At 70.8% G+C, this 20,077-nt stretch carries 17 protein-coding genes and 3 pseudogenes; 15 read left to right on the plus strand and 5 right to left on the minus strand.

Going from position 1 to position 20,077, the window contains the following annotated elements:
- The 4 genes from IE97_RS0123925 to dpgC form a co-directional block, all read left to right on the plus strand.
- Positions 1–3,094, plus strand: a 3,094-nt coding sequence (locus IE97_RS0123925) for a non-ribosomal peptide synthetase (protein WP_037844696.1), incomplete at its 5' end; no start/stop codon positions are given.
- Between the two features lie 70 nt (positions 3,095–3,164).
- On the plus strand, positions 3,165–4,247 hold the full coding sequence (dpgA, locus tag IE97_RS0123930) for a 3,5-dihydroxyphenylacetyl-CoA synthase DpgA (protein WP_051705090.1): 1,083 nt from the start codon (positions 3,165–3,167) through the stop codon (positions 4,245–4,247).
- 22 nt (positions 4,248–4,269) lie between these two features.
- On the plus strand, positions 4,270–4,929 hold the full coding sequence (gene dpgB / locus IE97_RS0123935; protein ID WP_030244211.1) for an enoyl-CoA-hydratase DpgB: 660 nt from the start codon (positions 4,270–4,272) through the stop codon (positions 4,927–4,929).
- Complete coding sequence (gene dpgC, locus IE97_RS0123940; RefSeq protein ID WP_030244214.1) at positions 4,926–6,251, plus strand: (3,5-dihydroxyphenyl)acetyl-CoA 1,2-dioxygenase DpgC; 1,326 nt, start codon at positions 4,926–4,928, stop codon at positions 6,249–6,251. Before dpgB ends, dpgC begins: the two co-directional genes overlap by 4 nt.
- Before the next feature lie 139 nt (positions 6,252–6,390).
- Here dpgC and IE97_RS0123945 read toward each other — a convergent pair whose 3' ends face one another.
- The 3 genes from IE97_RS0123945 to IE97_RS0123955 form a co-directional block, all read right to left on the minus strand.
- Complete coding sequence (locus IE97_RS0123945) at positions 6,391–7,419, minus strand: NADP-dependent oxidoreductase (protein ID WP_030244219.1); 1,029 nt, start codon at positions 7,417–7,419, stop codon at positions 6,391–6,393.
- A gap of 134 nt (positions 7,420–7,553) precedes the next feature.
- Positions 7,554–8,609, minus strand: coding sequence for an aldo/keto reductase (locus IE97_RS0123950; protein ID WP_030244221.1), 1,056 nt, complete (start codon positions 8,607–8,609; stop codon positions 7,554–7,556).
- A gap of 59 nt (positions 8,610–8,668) precedes the next feature.
- Positions 8,669–9,361, minus strand: a complete 693-nt coding sequence (locus IE97_RS0123955; protein ID WP_030244222.1) for an SDR family oxidoreductase — start codon at positions 9,359–9,361, stop codon at positions 8,669–8,671.
- Between the two features lie 116 nt (positions 9,362–9,477).
- Between IE97_RS0123955 and IE97_RS0123960 the strand changes: the two genes are divergently transcribed.
- The 7 genes and pseudogenes from IE97_RS0123960 to IE97_RS0123980 form a co-directional block, all read left to right on the plus strand.
- The gene (locus IE97_RS0123960) at positions 9,478–10,038 is read left to right on the plus strand and encodes a TetR/AcrR family transcriptional regulator (RefSeq protein ID WP_030244224.1); all 561 of its coding nucleotides are present in this window, start codon (positions 9,478–9,480) and stop codon (positions 10,036–10,038) included.
- A 348-nt stretch (positions 10,039–10,386) separates the two neighbouring features.
- Positions 10,387–10,524, plus strand: a complete 138-nt coding sequence (locus tag IE97_RS42205) for a hypothetical protein (RefSeq protein ID WP_158708326.1) — start codon at positions 10,387–10,389, stop codon at positions 10,522–10,524.
- A gap of 75 nt (positions 10,525–10,599) precedes the next feature.
- Positions 10,600–10,794, plus strand: a complete 195-nt coding sequence (locus IE97_RS0123965) for a ribbon-helix-helix protein, CopG family (protein WP_030244225.1) — start codon at positions 10,600–10,602, stop codon at positions 10,792–10,794.
- Positions 10,791–11,183 carry a type II toxin-antitoxin system death-on-curing family toxin gene (locus IE97_RS0123970; protein WP_030244226.1) on the plus strand — a complete coding sequence of 131 codons (393 nt, stop codon included), beginning with the start codon at positions 10,791–10,793 and terminating at the stop codon, positions 11,181–11,183. Before IE97_RS0123965 ends, IE97_RS0123970 begins: the two co-directional genes overlap by 4 nt.
- 166 nt (positions 11,184–11,349) lie before the next feature.
- Positions 11,350–11,457, plus strand: a pseudogene (locus tag IE97_RS42580) (IS5/IS1182 family transposase); the annotation flags it as partial.
- A 32-nt stretch (positions 11,458–11,489) separates the two neighbouring features.
- A pseudogene (locus IE97_RS40710) lies at positions 11,490–11,683 on the plus strand (sensor histidine kinase KdpD); the annotation flags it as partial.
- 14 nt (positions 11,684–11,697) lie between these two features.
- A pseudogene (locus IE97_RS0123980) lies at positions 11,698–12,363 on the plus strand (sensor histidine kinase); the annotation flags it as partial.
- Between the two features lie 31 nt (positions 12,364–12,394).
- Here IE97_RS0123980 and IE97_RS0123985 read toward each other — a convergent pair.
- Positions 12,395–15,667 carry a family 78 glycoside hydrolase catalytic domain gene (locus tag IE97_RS0123985; protein ID WP_051705085.1) on the minus strand — a complete coding sequence of 1,091 codons (3,273 nt, stop codon included), beginning with the start codon at positions 15,665–15,667 and terminating at the stop codon, positions 12,395–12,397.
- A 137-nt stretch (positions 15,668–15,804) separates the two neighbouring features.
- The gene (locus IE97_RS0123990; RefSeq protein WP_030244239.1) at positions 15,805–16,686 is read right to left on the minus strand and encodes a helix-turn-helix domain-containing protein; all 882 of its coding nucleotides are present in this window, start codon (positions 16,684–16,686) and stop codon (positions 15,805–15,807) included.
- A 169-nt stretch (positions 16,687–16,855) separates the two neighbouring features.
- Between IE97_RS0123990 and IE97_RS0123995 the strand changes: the two genes are divergently transcribed.
- The 4 genes from IE97_RS0123995 (at position 16,856) to IE97_RS0124010 (ending at position 20,055) form a co-directional block, all read left to right on the plus strand.
- Complete coding sequence (locus IE97_RS0123995; protein ID WP_030244242.1) at positions 16,856–17,872, plus strand: zinc-dependent alcohol dehydrogenase family protein; 1,017 nt, start codon at positions 16,856–16,858, stop codon at positions 17,870–17,872.
- 39 nt (positions 17,873–17,911) lie between these two features.
- Positions 17,912–18,577 (plus strand): SDR family NAD(P)-dependent oxidoreductase, encoded by a 666-nt coding sequence (locus IE97_RS0124000; protein WP_030244244.1) that lies wholly within the window; start codon positions 17,912–17,914, stop codon positions 18,575–18,577.
- Between the two features lie 15 nt (positions 18,578–18,592).
- Positions 18,593–19,123 carry a cyclophilin-like fold protein gene (locus IE97_RS0124005; RefSeq protein WP_030244246.1) on the plus strand — a complete coding sequence of 177 codons (531 nt, stop codon included), beginning with the start codon at positions 18,593–18,595 and terminating at the stop codon, positions 19,121–19,123.
- 164 nt (positions 19,124–19,287) lie between these two features.
- Positions 19,288–20,055: an SDR family NAD(P)-dependent oxidoreductase gene (locus tag IE97_RS0124010; RefSeq protein WP_030244250.1), complete on the plus strand. Its 768-nt coding sequence runs from the start codon at positions 19,288–19,290 to the stop codon at positions 20,053–20,055.
- The last annotated feature ends 22 nt before the right edge of the window (positions 20,056–20,077 follow it).

A 20,077-nucleotide genomic window follows, 5' to 3' on the forward strand; every position in this document is an offset into this window, starting at 1 on the left:
GGTGTTGCGGGCGGATGTGTCGGGGGATCCGGTTTTCCGTGAGCTGGTGGGGCGGGTGCGGTCGGCGGATCTGGCGGCCTTCGCGCATCAGGATCTGCCGTTCGAGCAGGTGGTGGAGGCCCTCAACCCGGTCCGGTCGCCGGCCCGCCACCCCCTCTTCCAGGTCATGCTCACCCTGCAGAACACCACTCGTGACGCCCTCGAACTGCCCGGTCTGCGGGTCGAGCCGGTGGCACCCGGGGCGACCGCCGCGAAGTTCGACCTCTCCTTCGACTTCACCGAACGGTTCACGGCCGACGGCGCCCCGGCCGGTGTCGAGGGCGGTATCACCTACGCCGCCGATCTGGCCGAACGCGCGCGGCTGACGTGCGACGGCGACGGCGGAACCCTCCGGGCGCCGGCGGCCGACCGGGGCGTCGCGGAGCTGTTCGAGGAGCAAGCGGCCCGCACCCCACGGGCCGTCGCCGTCATCGACGAGCACATCACCTTGACCTACGCGCGGCTCAACGCCGAGGCCAACCGGCTCGCGCACCGCCTCATCGCCCACGGGACGGGGCCCGAGGACGTGGTGGCGGTGGTCATGGAGCGCTCGGCGGAGCTGATCGTCACGCTGCTCGGCGTGCTCAAGGCGGGCGCCGCGTTCCTCACCGTGGAGCCCCATCTGCCCGCCGAACGCGTCGCGTTCTTGTTCGCCGACGCCCGCCCGGCCTGCGTGGTGACCCGTCCTTCGGCGGCCGCGGCCGCAGCCGTGCCGGAGACGGGGCCGCCCCGCCTCGTCCTGGACGACCTGCAGCGCGGCGCGGACCAGGCCCCGGACGACACGGACCCGGCGCAGGAGCCGGGCGACCCCACCGACGCGGCGCGCGTGCGCCCGCTGCGTCCCGCCCATCCGGCATACGTGATCTACACCTCCGGCTCGACCGGCCGCCCCAAGGGCGTGCTGGTCCCGCAGCACGGCATCGTCAACCGCCTGCGCTGGATGCGCGAACGCGCCCCGCTGAACCACACCGACCGCGCGCTGGTGAAGACACCGGCGAGCTTCGACGCGTTCGTGCCGGAGTTCCTCGGGCCGCTGATCGACGGGGCCGCGCTCGTGGTGGCACGGCCGGAAGGGCACCGGGACCCGGAGTACCTGGCCCGGCTGACGCGCGACCGCGCGGTGACGACGGCGACCTTCGTGCCGTCGATGCTCCAGGCCTTCCTGGAGACGCGCGAGGCCGCCGAGTGCACCGCGCTGCGCCGGGTCCTCAGCGGCGGCGAACCTCTCACACGCCGGACCGTCACCGCGTTCACCGACACGCTCGACGCGACCCTGACCAACTGTTACGGGCCCGCCGAGACGACCGTGGACGTGGTGGTGGGGGACTGCCACGGAACGCCGCACCCGGAGCCCGGCGGTGTGCCCCTCGGGACCCCCGTGCCGCACACCCGGGTGTACGTCCTCGACCGGCGCCTCGGTCTCGTACCGCCCGGCGTGGTGGGCGAGCTGTACGTGGCGGGCGCGCAGCTCGCGCGCGGCTATGTGCGGCGACCGGGTATGACGGCGGAGCGTTTCGTGGCCGACCCGTACGCGGCGGCGTACGGAGCCGGGGGCGAGCGCATGTACCGCACCGGAGACCTGGCGCGCCGGCTGCCGGACGGGCGGCTGGAGTTCGCGGGCCGCGCCGACGACCAGGTGAAGGTGCGCGGCTTCCGCATCGAGCCGGGCGAGATCGAGGCGGCCCTGCTCGGCCATCCGGACGTGGCCCGCGCGGCGGTCGTCGTCCGCGAGGACACCCCGGGCGACACCCGGCTCGTGGGCTACGTCGTGCCCGTGCCCGGCGCGCGGTGCGAGGCCGCCGAGCTCAGGGAGCGGGTCCGGGCCACCCTCCCGGAGCACATGGTGCCCGGCGCCGTCGTCACCCTCGACGAACTGCCCCGCACGGACGGCGGGAAGCTCGACCGCCGCCGCCTGCCCGTGCCCGGCCACGCCGCGTCACCGGCGGGCCGCGGGCCGCGCACCGCACGTGAACAGGCGCTGTGTGGCCTCTTCGCCGAAACCCTCGGCCTGCCGAGTGTCACGATCGACGACAGCTTCTTCGACCTCGGCGGACACTCACTGCTGGCCGCACGGCTCGTCGGCCGCCTGCGCTCCGTCCTCGGAGCCGAGGCGGGCGTGCGGACCCTGTTCGAGGCACCCACGGTCGAAGGCCTCGCCCGCCGCCTCGCGGGCTCGCCTCCGGCCCGGGACGCCCTCGACGTGCTGCTGCCGCTGCGCGAACCGGAGGCCGGTACGCGAGCGGAGGGCGAGGCACCGCTGTTCTGCGTGCACCCCGGCGCCGGGCTCAGCTGGTGCTACGCGGGACTGTTGCGGCACCTCACGCCCGACATGCCCGTCTACGGACTGCAGGCCCGCCTGCTGTCGGAGGGCGGAGCGGCCCCGGCCTCGCTCGCGGACATGGCGGGCGACTACGTCCGGCGCATCCGCGACCTGCAGAAGTCGGGACCGTACCGGCTGCTCGGCTGGTCCATGGGCGGCACGCTAGCCCACGCCATGGCGACCCGGCTCCAGACGGACGGCGAGGAGGTGGAACTGCTCGCGCTGCTCGACGCCAGGCTCCCCGACGACGCACCCCGGCCGGCGGAACCCGGGCCGGTGGACGACATCCCGGCGGCACTGCGCGAGGGGCTGCGCGAACTCGGCCATGCCGTCGACGCGGAGACCCCCGAGGTCGCGGCCGCGGCCCAGGGCATCGCCGAGGCGGCCCGCTTCCTCATCCGCAACGACCCGGAGTTCGCCGGGATGCAGGAGAACACCGCCCGGGCGATGGTCGAGCTGACCCTCGCCGGGAAACGGCTCGCGCGCGAGCACCGGCCCGACGTGTTCCACGGCGACGCCCTCTTCTTCGAGCCCCTGGCCGACCTCGCCCAGAACCCCGCGCTGTCCCCGGCGCGGGCCTTCGCCCCCTACGTGGACGGGCGGATGACGACGTACCGAATCGACTGCGCCCACAAGGAGATGATGCAGCCCGAACCGCTGCGCGACATCGCGGCGAGAATCTCGCACCACCTGCGCGGCAGCGGCACACCCCCGCAAGACGGAGCCGCCAAGTGAAGGGACGGAACCACAAGTTGCTGTCTGACACGGCGGGTGCGCGGTGACGACCGCCGAAGCGCCCACAGGACTGCTGGCCGGAACCCGGCCCCGCATACTCGACCTGGCCACCGCCACACCACCCCTGTCCTACTCTCAGTCCGAGGTACTCGACCTCTACGGCATCTCGGACCCCCGGATCCGGTCGCTCTTCACCAACAGCGCGATAGACCGGCGCCACCTGACCCTGCCGCCGATCGACCCGGACACCGGCAGACCGCGCCCGGAGAGCCAGGGCGAACTCCTCGCCAAGCACCGGGAGACCGGCATCGCCATGGGCTCGGCGGCCCTGCAGGACTGCCTGAAGAAGCTCGGCGCGTCCGTCGACGACGTCGGCTATCTGATGTGCGTGACCAGCACCGGGCTCCTCACCCCGGGACTCTCCGCGCGGATCATCCGCGAGACGGGGCTGCCGAGGACCTGCGCGCGCGCCGACATCGTCGGCATGGGCTGCAACGCCGGACTCAACGCGCTGACCGCCGTGGCCGGCTGGGCCGCCACCCATCCCGGGCAGCTCGCCATCATGCTCTGCGTCGAGGCGTGCTCGGCCGCGTACGTCTTCGACGACACGATGCGCAGCGCCGTGGTCAACAGCCTGTTCGGCGACGGCGCGGCCGCCCTGGCGGTGCGGGCCGACGACGACGGAGGCCACCCGTCCGGCGAAGCCGGCGGTGGTGCGCAGATCCTGAAGTTCGCCGGACTGCTCATCACCGAGGCGTTGGAGGCGATGCGCTACGACTGGGACGAAGACCAGGGAAAGTTCAGCTTCTTCCTCGACCGCGATGTCCCGTACGTCGTCGGCGCCCACGCCGAACAGGCCGTCGACGCGCTGCTCGCGGGCACCGGAGTGCGGCGCACCGACATCGCCCACTGGGTCGTGCACTCCGGCGGAAAGAAGGTCATCGACTCCGTCATGGTGAACCTCGGCCTGACACGACACGATCTGCGGCACACCGTGAGCGTGCTGCGCGACCACGGAAATCTCTCCAGCGGTTCCTTTCTCTTCTCCTATCGGCGGCTCCTGGACGAGGGCGTGGTGCGCCCCGGCGACCTCGGCGTCCTGATGAGCATGGGGCCCGGCTCGACCATCGAAACCGCGCTGGTGCGGTGGTGACACGGATGGATGTGAACAGACGATGACGACGCTGCGCTTACGGCTCGATTCCGCGCCGGACATGGCACGGCTGACCAGGACGATCACCGCGTTCCGCGAGCGGGTCGAGGACGAGCGGGCCCAGGCGGCGGTGATCGGGCTCGGCCCCGGCCACACGGACTGGCCGGGCTCCGTCGACGTCCACACGGTGAACAAGTGGGAGCGGGCCCTGCGCCAGTGGGAACGCCTGGACGCCGTGACCCTCGTGACCGCCTCCGGGGCGTGCGGCGGGCCCGCGTTCGACCTGCTCATGGCCGCGGACATCCGGATCGCCGCGCCTGACCTGAGGATCGCCCTGCCCACCGCGGCCGGCGGCTTCTGGCCCGGCATGGCCGTCCACCGGCTCACCCACCGCATCGGCGTCTCGCGCGCCCGCAGGCTCACCCTGTGCATGGCGGGCACCGGAGTGCTGGAGTCCTACCAGGCGCTCGATCTCGGCATCGTCGACGAGATCACCGACGCGCCTGACGACCGCGTGGCCAAGGCCCTGTCGGGCATCCCTTCCGGCGCCGGGGCCCGACTGCTGCGCGGCCTGATCCTCGACGCCTCCGGCACGTCCTTCGAGGACGCCCTCGGCATCCATCTCGCCGCTTGTGACAGGGCGTTGCGCGCAGCGGCTCCGGCGACCGGGGACGAGCGATGACCGCCGCCCTGACCGCGGCCTGGCAGCGCCCCCGTGCCCTGGCCGTACGCGCCGAGGAAGTCCTGGCCCGTACCCCGCGCAAGGCCGATCGCACCCCCGAGCAGTGGGCACACCTGGACGCCGCGACGGACGACGCGCGGCGCGGGCGTACCACGTTCCTGGCCGAGCACGGGCAGGCCGTGTACGACGCACTGACCGGGAACCGCACCCGCTACCTCTGGCTGGACGAACTCCTCGACGCGGCAGCCGAGTTGCTCGGCGGGCTGGTGCCCACCCGCGAGCAGATGGTGGCCGAGGCCGGGCTCGCGCAGGCCGACAAGGAAGGACGGGAGATCGACCAGGCGGTCTTCTTCTCCGGTGTGCTGCGGCACGAACGGGCCGGCCTCCACCTGATGGAGTCGCTGCTGCGGCCCACCGACCGCGCTCTGGCGCTGCTGCCGGAGTTCACCGAGCGCGGCAGCGTCGATCTGGGCCGGCTGCACGTCGAGCGCGTCGGCGACGCGGCCCACCTGACCGTCACCAACCCGGACGCCCTCAACGCCGAGGACAACGACCTGATCGCCGCCATGGACGTCGGTGTGGACCTGGCGCTCCTCGACGACCGCGTCAAGGTCGGGGTGCTGCGCGGCGGCGAGATGACGCACCCGCGCTACCGGGGCCGCCGCGTCTTCAGCGCCGGCATCAACCTCCGCCACCTCGACGCGGGCCGGATCTCGTACACGGACTTCCTGCTGCGTCGCGAGCTGGGCTACCTCAGCAAGCTGCAGCGCGGCCTGCTCCCGGCCGACGCGAGCGGCAACCCCGTCATGAGCCGGAACGCGCCCTGGTCCACGACGACCGTGCAGAAACCGTGGATCGCCGCCGTCGACAGCTTCGCCATCGGCGGCGGCATGCAGCTCCTCTTCGCCTTCGACCGGGTGATCGCCGCGTCCGACGCCTACTTCAGCCTGCCCGCCGCCCAGGAAGGCATCATCCCGGGCGTGGCCAACCTGCGCCTGCCCCGTATCGCGGGCAGCCGCCTCGCGCGCCAGGTCATCCTCTCCGGGCGGCGCCTCCACGCCACCGAGCCGGAGGCCCGGCTGATCTGCGACACCATCGTCGACGCCGCCGACCCCGCCGCCCTCGACACGGCGGTCGCGGCCGCCGTCGAAGAGCTGGCGGCGCCCGCGGTAGTCGCGAACCGGCGGATGCTGGGCCTCGCCGAGGAGCCGCCGACCGTGCTGCGCGCCTACCTGGCGGAGTTCGCCCTCCACCAGGGCCTGCGCCTGTACGCGCCGGACGTCCTGGAGAAGACGACGAAGTTCGGCGGGACGACGTCCTGATGCCGTCGCCCCCCATCCCTGCCCACCGGCCGGCCTGCCTCGGAGACCGTCGACCGCGCTCACCTTCCACCGGTCCGCCGTGCGCGTCATCGTCATCCGCAGCCGGTTCAGGTCCAACCGGGGCCGCGACACCTGCGTGTCAGTGGTACGCCGTCGTCCGGGCCGGCGTCATCGCGACGACGACTTTGCCGGCCTTTGCCCGTCCCTTTTCGACGTATTCCATGGCCTGGAGGGTTTCTTCGAACGGGAAGACGCGGTCGATGACGGGGCGGATCTTTCCGGTGTCGATGAGGGGGGTGAGGTCGCGCAGTTGGTCGCCGCTGGCCCTCATGAACAGGAACGAGTACGTCACGCCGTGGCGCCTGGCGTTGCGCCGGGTCTTGAAGCTGAGGGCGGTCATGGCCAGGCGGAGGATCGGGTTCGCGCCCAGTTCGCGGGCGAAGGCCGGGTCGGGCGGGCCCGCGACGCCGATGACTGTGCCGCCGGGCTTGAGAACGCGCAGGGACTTGGCGAGGTTCTCGCCGCCGAGGCTGTCGAGGACGACGTCGTAGCCGTCGAGGACCTCTTCGAAGTCCTGGCTGCGGTAGTCGACGACGACGTCCGCGCCGAGGTCCTTGGCCAGGTCGACCTTGGCGGTGCTCACGGTGGTGGCCACGTGCGCGCCCAGCGCCTTGGCCAGCTGGACGGCGATGGAGCCGAGGCCGCCGGCGCCCGCGTGGATGAGGACCTTCTGGTCCGGCTGCACGCGGGCCCGCTCGACCAGTGCCTGCCATGCGGTCAGGGCGACCAGGGGGAGGGAGGCGGCCTCGGCCATGGTGAGGGTGGCCGGTTTGGGTGCCAGGTCGTCCTGGTGGACGGCGATGAGTTCGGCGAAGGTGCCGATGCGGTCCTTGTCGGGCCGGGCGTAGACCTCGTCGCCCACCGCGAAGCGGGTGACGGACGGGCCGACCCGGACGACCGTCCCTGCGAGGTCGTTGCCCAGAACGAGCGGGAGACGGTAGGGCATGAACGCCTTGAAGTCTCCGTTGCGGATCCTGAGGTCCAGCGGGTTGATGCCCGCCGCGTGGATCTTGACCAGGACGTCGTCGGCACCTACCTGGGGGTCGGGTATGTCGGCGGCGCGCATCCCGGCTTGGTCGCCGTAGTTCTCGACCATGAAGGCCTTCATCGTCGTCTCCGTTCCGTTTCCCGCCCGTGAAAGGCCGGGGTCTCCCTTCGCCCCGGGCCTTTCCAGTGCGAGGTAGGTTGTGTGGTCTTTCTGGTTGCGCGCGGGCGCACCGCGTCCTCAGCCGCGTTCACCCATCAGGCCACCGGCACGACCCGGGCGGTGACGCGGTCGGCGGCGCCTCCCTGGAGGCGGTCAAGGGAGGCGGCGATCCCCTCGTGGGGCGCGCCGGGCGGCACCGCGCTGACATCGGTCAGGCGGGTGTACTGCTCATCGGTCAGCTGGACGTCGAGGGCGCCGAGGTAGCTGTCGAGCTGGGAGAGATTGCGCGGGCCGATGATCGGGACGAGCGTGGCCACGGAACGGGCGCCGCGCTCGCGCACCCATGCCACCGCCACCTCGGCGGGCGTCAGGCCGGTCTCCTCGGCGATCGCCAGGACGGTGTCGACGACGGCGGTCTTCTGGCCGGTGCTCTCGGTGTGGATGACCATGCCCAGGTCGCTCAGGCGCCCCTCGGTGGAGTTGCGGTATTTGCCGGTGAGCAGTCCACCGCCGAGCGGGGACCACAGGGCGGCGCCGAGCCCGAGGCTCTCGGCCATGGGCAGGAGCTCACGGTCGGCGGTGCGCTCGACGAGGCTGTACTCGTGTTGGATGCCCACGATCGGCGCCCAGTTCTTCAGGTCCGCGAGGGTGACCGCGCGCGAGACGCGCCAGGCGGGGAAGTTGGACAGCGCGGCGTGGTGGATCTTGCCGGCGCTCACCAGGTCGTCGAGTCCGCGCAGGAGTTCCTCCATCGGAGTGAGCTCGTCGGGGAAGTGCACCCACAGCAGGTCGATGTAGTCGGTGCTCAGGCGCCTCAGGCTGGCCTCGACCGAGGCGACCATGTTCTTGCGGCTGTTGCCGGTCCTGGAGATGTCCGGCTGCGGGGCGGCGCCGAGGGTGAACTTCGTGGCCAGGACGAAGTGGTCGCGGTCGGCGGAGATCAGCTTTCCGGTCAGTTCCTCCGACTCGCCGAACTGGTAGCCGTCCGCGCTGTCGAGAAAGGTCCCGCCGGCCTCGGCGAACCGGTCGAAGATCCGGCGTGCCTCGTCCGGCTCGGCGCCCGCGCCCCAGCCGGTGCCGAAGTTCGCGGTGCCGAGCGCGTACTCGGAGACGCGCAGTCCGGTCCGGTGGCCGAAGGTCGTGTAACGCATGAGATGTCCTTGCACGAAGGGGTGTGGAGGTGGTCGCGCCGGGGTGTTGGGGGTGAGCGTCAGTCCGCGTTCGACTGGGGTGCCGCGGACAGGCTCTGCTTGACGTACCGGCTGGTCTCGTCGGCGAGGATCTCGGGCAGGCCGGTCTCGATGCCGTACAGGGCCTGGGTCGCGACGTCGGCGGCGGCGACCTTCTGATCGGCGGGCACGCCGGCGGCCATGTCGGTGTCCATGTAGCCGACGTGCAGCGCCGAGACGGCGATGCCGCGGGGTGCCAGCTCGTCGCGGATGGCACCGGTCAGCGCCCACGCGGCGGCCTTGGACGCGGCGTAGGAGCCGAGTCCTGCGGGGTGCAGCCAGGACAGGACGGACAGGACGTTGAGTACGCCGCCGCCGCCGTTGCCCTCGATGACGGGGGCGAAGGATCGGATCGTGGCGAGCGGGCCGAAGAAGTTGGTCTCCATCTCCCGGCGCACCTCAGCCACGTCGCCTCCGATCAGCGACGCGCCGGTGGAGATGCCCGCGTTGTTGATCAGCAGTGTCGCGTCGGACGCCACGCGCGCGGCCTCTCGTATCGACGCCTCGTCCGTGACGTCCACCCGCAGCGGGATGACGCCCGGCAGGTCGACCGTCTCGGGGCGTCGGGCCGCGCCGTACACCTTCGCGCCGCGCTCGACGAGCTGGGCGGCCAGGTGCCGCCCGAGACCCCGGTTGGCGCCGGTGACGACCGCGACCGCGTTCTTCAGTTCCAATGCTCGCTCCTGGTCGTGGCGGGCGGCGTCGGCCACCCGCAAGGGTTTAGATTACGAATCCAATCTAAACATGGGTCTATGATAGATGCCAGTCGACATCCAAACGGGAGGTGATCATGGGCCGCGTATCGCAGGCGCAGGCGGAGGAAAATCGCAGGCGAGTGGTGGACACCGCGTCCCGGCTGTTCCGGGAGCAGGGCATGCAGGTCAGCGTCGCCGACCTGATGAAGGCGGCCGGTCTGACTCACGGCGCCTTCTACAAGCAGTTCGCCTCCAAGGAGGCGCTCGTCGACGAGGCCACCGCCCACGCCTTCGCCGAGCTCGCCCAACGCCACAGCGCCGGGCTCGAGCGGCACGAAGGGCAGCGCGCCGCCGCCCAGCGGGCGCTGATCGACACCTACCTCTCCGTCGAGCACCGCGACGCCCCGGCGGACGGCTGCCCGGTCGCCGCGCTCGCCACCGACATCGCGCGCGAGGGCGGAGGGCGCGAGGCCCGTCGCGTCTACGCCGAGGGGGTGGCGGACTTCGCCGATTTCCTGGCCGATGACGACCAGGACGGCATCGTCCGGCTCTGCACCCTGTTCGGTGCGCTGGCCCTGTCCCGGGCCACCAAGGGCTCCCCGCTCTCCGGGGAGATCCTCGCCGCCGCGCACGCGGCCTTGACCGAAGCAGGCTGACCAGGGACTCGGTGCGGGTGCCCATCGACCGGGCTCGTGGGTGACGAGGGCATTCGTGGCCAGACGGAGGCGGTGGGAGAAGGCCGCCGGCGCCTGCGGGGCCGGCATCACCCTGCGCGAGTCAGTTCCGGGCCGGGGCGTCAGGTGGCCTCCGGGCGGTGCGGCGAGGTCATCGCAGGGTGAGGGGGGTCTCGCTCTCGGCGCGGGTCAGCTTCTCGGGGTTGCGGACGACGTAGAGGCCGGTGACCAGGACAAGGCCCTGTTCCGGGCCCGGCCCGCGCCGCTCCCGTTCCCGCCGAACCCGCTGACCTCACCGCGAACAGCAAGACGCTGCTGTACCGGCGCCTGGTGACGGCCACAGGAGGTGGCGACCACCGCCACCACCGCGCCGACCACGAGTTCGGCGTGGTGCGGCACCTTGAACTTCGGGTGCCCCGCGGCCAGGGCATGCGGCAGTCGACCACGCTCAGCGGCGGCGCGAGTTGAACGTGGCGACGTGGTCTGGAGCCGAGTGGCCGGCGTTACCTCGCCATCTTGATACCAGCCCGGTATCATGGCTGCATGGCGATGACACTCCGACTCCCCGACGACCTTGACGCGAAGCTCACCGAGCGTGCTCGTCGGGAAGGTCGCAGCAAGCAGGAACTCGCCATCGAGGCCATTCGTGAAGCCCAGGAGCGGGCTGAGCTGAAGGTCGAGGACGTTCTCACGGAACTCATGGACAGCGATGCAGAGATCTTGGACTACCTGAAGTGAGCACCGTGCGCTACGTCCAGATCGACGAGATCCTGGCCATCGCCCGCACGGTCAACGGTACCGAGCACAGCGTGCGTGACCTGGGGCTTCTGGTGTCAGCTGTCGAACGGCCCCGGACCAACGTGTTCGGGGCCGAGTTGTATCCCACGCTGCACGAGAAGGCGGCGGCGCTGCTGCACTCCGTGGCTCGCAATCACGCGCTGATCGACGGCAACAAGCGCACCGCCTGGCTCGCCATGCGTGTCTTCCTTCGGTTCAACGGCGTCAGCGCCGGTACCGTCCCGCCACCCGTCTCCGTTGCCGGCCCGTTCGTCGAGGAAGTCGCACAGGACAACATCGATGTACCGGTCATCGCCAAGCGCCTCTCGACCTGGTTCCCCATCTCCTGACGTTCGACGTCGTGCGGTGTAAGCGGTGCTGGCTCCGGGCAGCCTGATCTCGTTCTCCTGGGATCCGCTCGTTCAGCGGCTTGATTCGTATGCCCTGGAGAGACGGAGCAGCGAGTCCGCTCGGCTGGCTGTTGTCAGCGTCCGGGCGGCAAAAGGTTCCCGGCGCGGCCCGCGGCGTCGACGTCCGGCCAAGCTCCACGCCGACAAGGGCTACGACTGCGACCACCTGCGCCGCCGACTGCGCAAGCGCGGCGTGGTGCACACGGCCGGCCGCGCACGGAGGTGATGCTGCACGGCCTGGAGGAGATGCCGCGCAAGGAGCTGGAGTACCGCGGCGGCGTCTTCACCGAGATGGACGTCGACGCGGTCCTGGACCGCCGCCCGCAGGTCGCCCTGGTCGACGAGCTGGCCCACACCAACATCCCGGGCTCACGCAACACCAAGTCATATCCACGGTGAACATCCAGCACCTGGAGTCCCTCGGTGACGTCGTCGAGTCCATCACCGGCATCCGGCAGCGGGAGACCGGGCCCGACGAGGTGGTGCGCCGGGCCTCAGCCACGACCTGCGCACCCCGATCGCCGGCATCAAGGCATCGGTGTCCAGCCTGCGTTCGGACGACGTCGAGTGGTCGGAGGAGGACCGGGCCGATCTCCTGGAGGCGATCGAGGAAGGCGCGGACCGTCTCGACCACCTGGTCGGAAACCTGCTGGACATGTCACGCCTGCAGACCGGCACCCTCGCCCCGCTCATCCGCGAGATCGACCTGGACATCCCCGAGACCCTGCCCATGGTGGCCACCGACAAGGGTCTGCTGGAGCGCGTGGTCGCCAACATCGTGGAGAACGCGGTGAAGTACAGCCCCGAGGACGAGCCGGTCCTGGTGGCGGCCAGTGCCATCGCCGACCGGGTCGAACTCCGTGTCGTGGACCGCGGACCGGCCGTCCCCGACGAGGCCAAGGACCGCATCTTCGCGCCCTTCCAGTGCTACGGCGACGCCCCGCGCGGCAACGGCGTCGGTCTCGGTCTCGCGGTCGCCCGCGGCTTCGCCGAGGCCATGGGCGGCACCCTCCATGCCGAGGACACCCCCGGCGGCGGCTTGACCATGGTGCTCAGCCTGCCGACCGCCGCGGAGCGTCAGACGGTTCCCGCGCATCTTCCGGCGCCCGCCACCTCGTAGTCCACGCCGGGCCGCGGCGACGGTGACTGTCTCAGGCCGACGCGAATCGGTAGGACCCCGAGCCGACCTCGAACACTGCAGCGCCGTCCTCCATGCGGAGGAACCGGACGCCCTTGACGGTGTCCGCCGGACGGCCGCTCTCGGTGACCGCCCGGCGGCTCGTGGACGGCACGTGAACCTCCGCGACGGTGTTGACCGGCACTGTCACCTTCAGATCGAACGCGCCGTCGCGGGTGCTCCATCGTGACGACAGAAGGCCGTGGACGGTCTTGAGGCTTCCTGAGCCCTGCGTCAGGTTCCCTCCGGGCGCCGGTGCGATGCGGGACCGCTTGTAGCCGGGGTCGACCGCGGAGAGGCCGCCGATGTTCCGGAACATCCAGTCGCCCACGGCGCCGTACGCGTAGTGGTTGAAGGAGTTCATGTCGACCGGGCCGAAGCTGCCGTCGGGCATGATCGAGTTCCAGCGTTCCCACATGGTGGTGGCACCGTTGGCCACCTCGTAGCCCCAGGACGGGTAGTCCTTGTGCAGCAGCATCGTGTAGGCGAGGTCGTTCCGGCCGATCTTGCTCAACGCGGGCAGCAGCAGGGGTGTGCCGATGAAGCCGGTGCGCAGGTGGTGGTCGGTGAGCGCCAGTTTGGCCACGAACCTCTCGCCGGCCTTCTCGACCAGCGCCGGGTCCGAGATCAGGTCCATGCCGAGGGCCAGCGCGTACCCGGTCTGCGAGTTGCCCTTGACGGTGCCGTCGGCGTCGACGTAGGCCTTGGTGAAGGCGGAGCGGATGTCGGCGGAGAGTTCGCTGTAGTCGGCAGCCGCCGCCTCGTCGCCCAGCGCCTCGGCCACCTCCGCCATCATGCGGGCGTCCTCGGCGTAGTAGGCCGTGCCCAGGACGCCCTGCTCGGTCGGGTCGTCCAGATGCAGCCAGTCGTTGGTGAAGAACGTGGTGCGGCCGGGCTCGAGAAGGTCCGGTCCGGCGCTGTCGCGCACGAACTGGAAGAACTTCCGCATGGCGGTGTAGTTCTCCCGCAGGATGCGGGTGTCGCCGTAGGAGCGCCACACGTGGTACGGCACGGTGATCATCACGTCGGACCAGCCGACACCGCTGTCGCTGAACTGACCCTGCGGGGTCGGAACCACCGCAGGCAGATCACCGTTGGCGTACTGGGAGTTGCGCACGTCCGTCATCCAGTGGGACAGGAAGGCCCGGGTGTCGACCAGGTAGTTGGCCGTCGGCGCGAACAGGCTGATGTCTCCCGTCCAGCCCAGGCGCTCGTCACGGGCCGGGGTGTCGGTGGGAATGGACAGGAAGTTGCCCCGCTGGCTCCAGGAGATGTTGCTCACCAGTTGGTCGAGCATGCTGTCCGAGGTCTTCAGCGTGCCGGTCGAGGGGAGGTCGGATCCCCACACCACGCCCTTGACGTCGGCGAGGGCGGGGGGCTCGTCCACGCCGGTGATCTCGATGTAGCGGAACCCGTGCTGGGTGAAGGTGGGTTCATAGGTGACCGTTCCGGACTCGGCGAACGTGTAGCGGTCGGTGACCTTGGCACTGCGGAAGTTGTCGGTGTAGAGCGTGCCGTTCTTGTTGAGCACCTCCGCGTGGCGGATCCTGACCGTCTGGCCGGCGGTGCCGGTCAGGGTCAGCCGCGACACGCCCACCATGTTCTGGCCGAGGTCATAGACGTAGGAGCCGGCGGTGGGCTCGCTCATGGTCCGGGCCTCGAGCACCTGGGTCCGGCGCACCGGTTCGTCGCTCTGCGGGACCAGGAGGGCGGTGCGGGACTGAAGGCTCGCGGCGGGTTCCCACGTGGCGTCGTCGAATCCCGGGCGGCTCCAGCCCGACTGCTCCAGGCGGGCGTCGTAGGTCTCGCCGTCCTGCAGGTCGGCCTTGACGTAGGGGCCGTCCGCCGTCTTCCACGAACCGTCCGTCTCGATCCACTGGACCGACCCGTCGGTGTACGTGATGCGCATCCTCGCCACCAACGCGGGGGTGTCCCCGTACTGACCGCTCCAGCCGAGCCCGACCTTGCCGGCCCACCAGCCGTCCGCCAGGGACGCGCCGATGGCGTTGTCGCCGTCGGCGAGCAGCCTCGTCACGTCGTAGGTCTGGGACTGGATGCGCTTGTGGTAGTCGGTCCAGCCCGGCGCGAGCACCTGGTCGCCGACCCGCCTGCCGTTGATCTCCAGCTGGTAGAGGCCGAGTGCCGAGGCGTAGACCCGCGCGGAGGCGACCTCCTTGCCGGGCTCGGTGGCGAAGTCCTTGCGCAGCAGGGGCAGCGGCCGGCCCGCGGGGGCGTAGAGGGCGTCCGTGGTGCCGGACACCACGAGCGTGGAGTCGACGATGTCGCCGCCGGTGAAGGGGTTGCGTCCGGAGGCGAGGTCGGTGTCGAGCAGCGTGCTGCCGTCCGTGCCGGTCACGACGGCGTCGTAGACCGTTCCGCGTTCGCCGCAACAGGCGTGGGTGCGGAAACCGATGTAGCCCTTGGTGAACGTGGAGTCCGTGAAGGTGCTGACCGGCTTGCCGTCGAGGGTCGTCCTGATGGTGCTGCCCACGACGTCGTAGCGGACGGTGTGCCGGCCGGCGAGGAGATCCGCGTTGGTGAAGCCGTGGGGCGCGAGAGCGACCTCCTGCACCACGGAGTAGCTGCCCTTGACCTGCTTGTGCAGCCTCAGCACGGGGGCCGGTCCGGTGACGTTGAACTGCCACATGTACCCGTTGCTCGCGTCGGAGGCACGCAGGAACATGCCGAAGGCGGCGTTGTCGAGCCTGAAGTCGACGGTGGCGGTGTAGTCGGTCCACTTGTCCAGCTCACTCGCGGCCTTCGGACGCGTGATCCACTGGGCGTCCTTCCAGTCGCCGGCATTCAGCAGGCCGGTCTCGAAGGACGCGGGTGCGCTCCACCGGCTGGCCGCTCCCTCGTCGTCCCAGGCCCGGACGCGCCAGTAGTAGCGTGTGTTCGACTCCAGCTCAGCACCGCCGTACCTGATGCCGACCTGGCGATCGGAGGTCACCTTGCCGGACGCCCACACCCCGGCCGACCCCGGCGAGCGTCCGATCCGGATCTCATAGGCCTGCTGCGACGCCGCCCGCCTGTCCGACGCCAACTGCCAGCCGAAGACCGGGTCTTCATCACCGATGCCCAGCGGGTTCACCCGGCCGTTGGTGGTCAGGGCTTTCACGGCGAACCGTGCGTCCGACGCCGACGCCGCGGAGGAGACGGACGCCGGCATGATCGCCACGCTGCCGATCACGGCGAACACAATGCAGCCGCTGAGAATCACGGACGGGAACGAGCGTCTGTGGAGCATGGCATCTCCATCGTTTGAATCGTTTCAAAAGCCCGAATTGCCGGGACTCTACTGGCGTGACGATGACACGTCAAGAAGTGGAACGCGGACTCCGCCGGATCTTCGGCAGTCGCCGTCGGCGTGGGGGGCCGACAGGGTCAGGCGATCGGTGGCGAGGCGGCCAGGTCGTGGTCGGAGGCCCAGGAGGAGAGGATGCGCAGCCGCTCGTGGGTGGGAGAGCCGGGGGCCGCGGTCCAGACGGTCAGGTTCTGGTCCGGGTCGGTGTTGGCGGTGAGGGTGTCCCAGTCCAGGACGAGCTCGCCGACGACCGGATGATTCAGGGTCTTCGTGCCCACGGTGCGGGCGGCGACGTGGTGTTCGCCCCACCATCGGGCGAACTCCTGGTCACGCATGGACAGTTCACCGACCAGCTCGATCAGGCGGGGGTCCTCGGGGTACTTGGCGGCCTCCATCCGCAGCTGGGCCACGGAGATCCGCGCGGAGGTCCTCCAGTCGGCGTACAGGGTGCGCATGGCGGGATCGGTGAAGATGATCCGGGGATAGTTGCGGTGCTTCTCCGGGATACGCGAGAAGTCGGTGACCAGGGCGGCGGCCAGCGCGTTCCAGGCGAGGATGTCTCCGCGCCGGCCCTGCACGATGGCCGGGGTGGCGGTGAGGTCGTCCAGGACCCGCTGCAGCTGTGGCTGGACCTTCTGCCGGCCTCGGCGCCGGGTGCGGGTGGTGGTCTTGCCCGCGAGCTGGAAGAGGTAGCCGCGCTCGTCGTCGTCCAGGTGGAGCACGCGGGCGAGGGCGTCCAGTACGGGGGCAGACGCCTGCATGCGGCCCTGCTCGAGGCGGGTGTAGTAGTCCGTGCTGATGCTGGCGAGCTGGGCGACCTCCTCGCGGCGCAGCCCGTCGACCCGGCGGGGCCTGCCCGTCTCGGGCAGCCCGACCGTGCGCGGGCTCAGCTCCGAGCGGCGCTTCTTGAGGAATTCACCCAGCTCGTCGAGTGGAACATTGCTGGTCATGCTGCCCAGCATGACACCGATCCCACTCTGGGAAGGGGGGAGAATTTACTCCCAGGATGTTCCCGTCCCAGGATGGATTCCTCCTCTTTTCGCACCTTCCCTCGCGTGTGAGGCTCGATCTTGAGCAGCCGTTCCCCCGGCTGCGGCACCCCCGACCCTCGCAGTGAAGGAAGACCCTGGCATGCGCGGAGCAATGATCCACGCCCCCGGCGACGTGCGGATCGAGAACCTCGACGACCCGGAGATCGTCAAGCCGACGGACGCGGTGATCCGTACGGTCGCCACCTGTGTGTGCGGCTCGGACCTGTGGCCCTACCGCGGACTGGAGCCCATCGGCGACCCGCATCCGATGGGGCACGAGTACGTCGGCATCGTCGAGGAGGTCGGTGCCGAGGTCACCAACGTCAAGCCGGGACAGTTCGTGGTCGGCTCCTTCGCCACCTCGGACAACACCTGCGTGAACTGCCGCAACGGCTGGCAGTCCAACTGCCTGCACCGCGAGTTCATGAGCACCTGCCAGGCCGACTACGTCCGCATCCCCAACGCCCGCGGCACCCTCGTCGCCACCGACGAGCACCCGGACACCGAGTTCGTGCCCAGCCTGCTCGCCGTGTCCGACGTGCTGGGCACCGGCTGGTACGCCGCCCTCGCCGCCGAGGTCGAGCCCGGATCCACCGCCGTCGTGGTCGGTGACGGAGCGGTCGGCCTGTGCGGTGTCATCGCCGCCAGGGAACTCGGCGCCGAGCGGATCATCGCCATGAGCCGCCACGCGTCACGCCAGAAGCTGGCCGTGGAATTCGGCGCCACCGACATCGTCGGCGAACGCGGCGAGGAAGGCATCGCCCGCGTCAAGGAGTTGACGAACGGCGTCGGCGCCGACTCGGTACTGGAGTGCGTCGGCACCCCCGAGGCCATGCGGCAGGCCCTGCACTCCGCCCGGCCCGGTGGCAACGTCGGCTTCGTCGGCGTCCCGCACGAGGTGCGGGTGGACGGCGAGGAGCTGTTCTTCTCCCACGTCGGCCTGCGCGGCGGCCCCGCCCCCGTCCGCCGCTACCTGCCCGACCTGATCGACCGCGTCCTGACCGGCCGGATCAACCCGGGCAAGGTCTTCGACCTCACCCTGCCCCTGGACCAGGTCGCCGAGGGCTACCAGGCGATGGACGAGCGCCGCGCCATCAAGGCCCTCCTCAAGCCCTGACCGCGTCCGCGTCCCCACCCGCTCACACAAGGACCGACCATGACGACCTTCGCCCTCGTCGGCGCCGGACCCGGCCTCGGGCTCGCCACCGCCCGGCGCTTCGGAGCCGCCGGCCACACCGTCGCCCTGATCTCCCGCGACGCCGAGAAGCTGGACGGCCTGACCGCGGACCTCGCCCGTGACGGCATCCAGGCCCGCGGCTTCGCCGCCGACGTCCTCGACATCGAGTCCCTGACCACGGCTCTGCACGCCGCCGCGGCGGCCCTGGGGCCCATCGAGATCCTCCAGTACAGCCCCGTTCCTCGCGCCGATTTCATGAAGCCGGTCCTCGACACCAGCGCCGACGACCTCGACGCCCCGCTCGCCTTCTCCGTCAAGGGCCCTGTCACCTGCGTGAACGCGGTCCTGCCCGGCATGCGCGAACTCGGCCGCGGCACCCTGCTGTTCGTCAACGGCGGAAGTGCCGTACGACCCAACCCGAACGTCGCCGGCACCTCGATCGCCTTCGCCGGCGAAAGCGCCTACGCCCGCATGCTGCACGAGGTCCTCGCCCCGGAGAACATCCACGCCGCCCAGCTGATCATCCCCGGGGCCATCCGGCCCGACGCCGAGCACAGCAGCCCGGAGGTCCTGGCCCAGCGTCTCTACGGCATCCACCAGCAGCGGGACACCTTCCGGCACTACTCCGAGCCTCTGCCCGACTGACGCCCGGACGACACCATGAACCCGGCCACCCTCCGCACCCTCGTCCGCGCCGCCGCGGTCACCACGGTCCTGCTGGCCGCGGCGGCCTGCGGCGACACCTCGCCGACCTCCCCGCACCAGGCATCCTCCGCTGCCTCCGCCCGGCAGCAGACACCGACGGCCGAGGCACGCACCGCACCGTCCGACAGGAACACCGCCATGGACATCCGGGTCACCCTCGACGGCCGCCCCGTCGACGCCACCTTGAACGACAGTCCTGCCGCCCGTGACTTCGCCGAGCTGCTCCCGCTCACCCTGGACCTGGAGGACTTCCACCAGACGGAGCGGATCGCCGACCTGCCGCGCAGGCTGACCACCTCCGGCGCTCCCGAGCCGCGCGCGCCCCGGACCGGCGACCTGACCTACTACGCGCCCTGGGGCAACGTGGCCCTCTTCTACCGCGACGGCGACTCCGCCGACGCCGACCTGCTCATCCTCGGCCACCTCGACGCCGACACCGACCGGCTTGCCCGCGCCGACCGGATCACCATCGAAGCCGCGCCCTGACCCGCCCGACCCCACCGCCCTTCTCACCCGGACGCCCAATTGAAGTCCGCCCCGGCGGCCAAATTGTCTGACGGAGGCTCACCAAGCCGTACCGCAGAAGCTCATCAAGCAGCCCCGGTACCACTCGCCCCGCAGCACCTCAGCACTCGAAGGGACATCCCGAGATGAACCCCGCGTACGACTTCACCGGCCAGGTCGCTCTGGTCACCGGAGCCGGCGCCGGTATGGGCCTGGCGACCGCCCGCGCGTTCGCCGATTCCGGAGCCGCCGTCGCCCTCACCGACATCGACGAAGCAGCCCTGAACGCGGCCGCGAAGGAACTCACCGACGCCGGCCACCAGGCCCTCGCCCTCACCTGCGACGTCAGTGACGAGGACCAGGTCGCCGCCGCGGTCGACCGTACCGCCCGGACCTTCGGCCGCCTCGACATGGCCTACAACAACGCCGGCATCCAGATCCCGCCCAGCGACGCCGCCGACGAACCCGCCGAGCGGTTCGACCGCGTCAACGCCATCAACCTTCGCGGCGTGTGGGCCTGCATGAAGCACGAACTGCGGCACATGCGCGCCCAGGGAAGCGGCGCCATCGTCAACTGCTCGTCCCTCGGTGGCCTCGTCGGCCTCCCCGGCCGCGCCTCCTACCACGCCTCCAAGCACGGAGTCATCGGCCTGACCACCAGCGCCGCCCTCGAATACGCCCCCCGCGGCATCCGCGTCAACGCCATCTGCCCCGGCACCATCGACACCCCCATGGTCAGCGACATGATCGCCAAGGGGGAACTCGACCGCGCCGAGGCCGAAGCCAGCCAGCCCGTCAACCGCCTCGGCACCGCCGAGGAAATCGCCCAGGCCGTCCTGTGGCTGTGCAGCCCCGGAGCCGGCTTCGTCATCGGCGTCGCCCTCCCCGTCGACGGCGGCTACGTCGCCCGCTAGAGACGGCCCACACACGAAAGAG

The organism is Streptomyces sp. NRRL S-455 (assembly GCF_000717875.1).
Classification (GTDB): Bacteria; Actinomycetota; Actinomycetes; order Streptomycetales; family Streptomycetaceae; genus Streptomyces.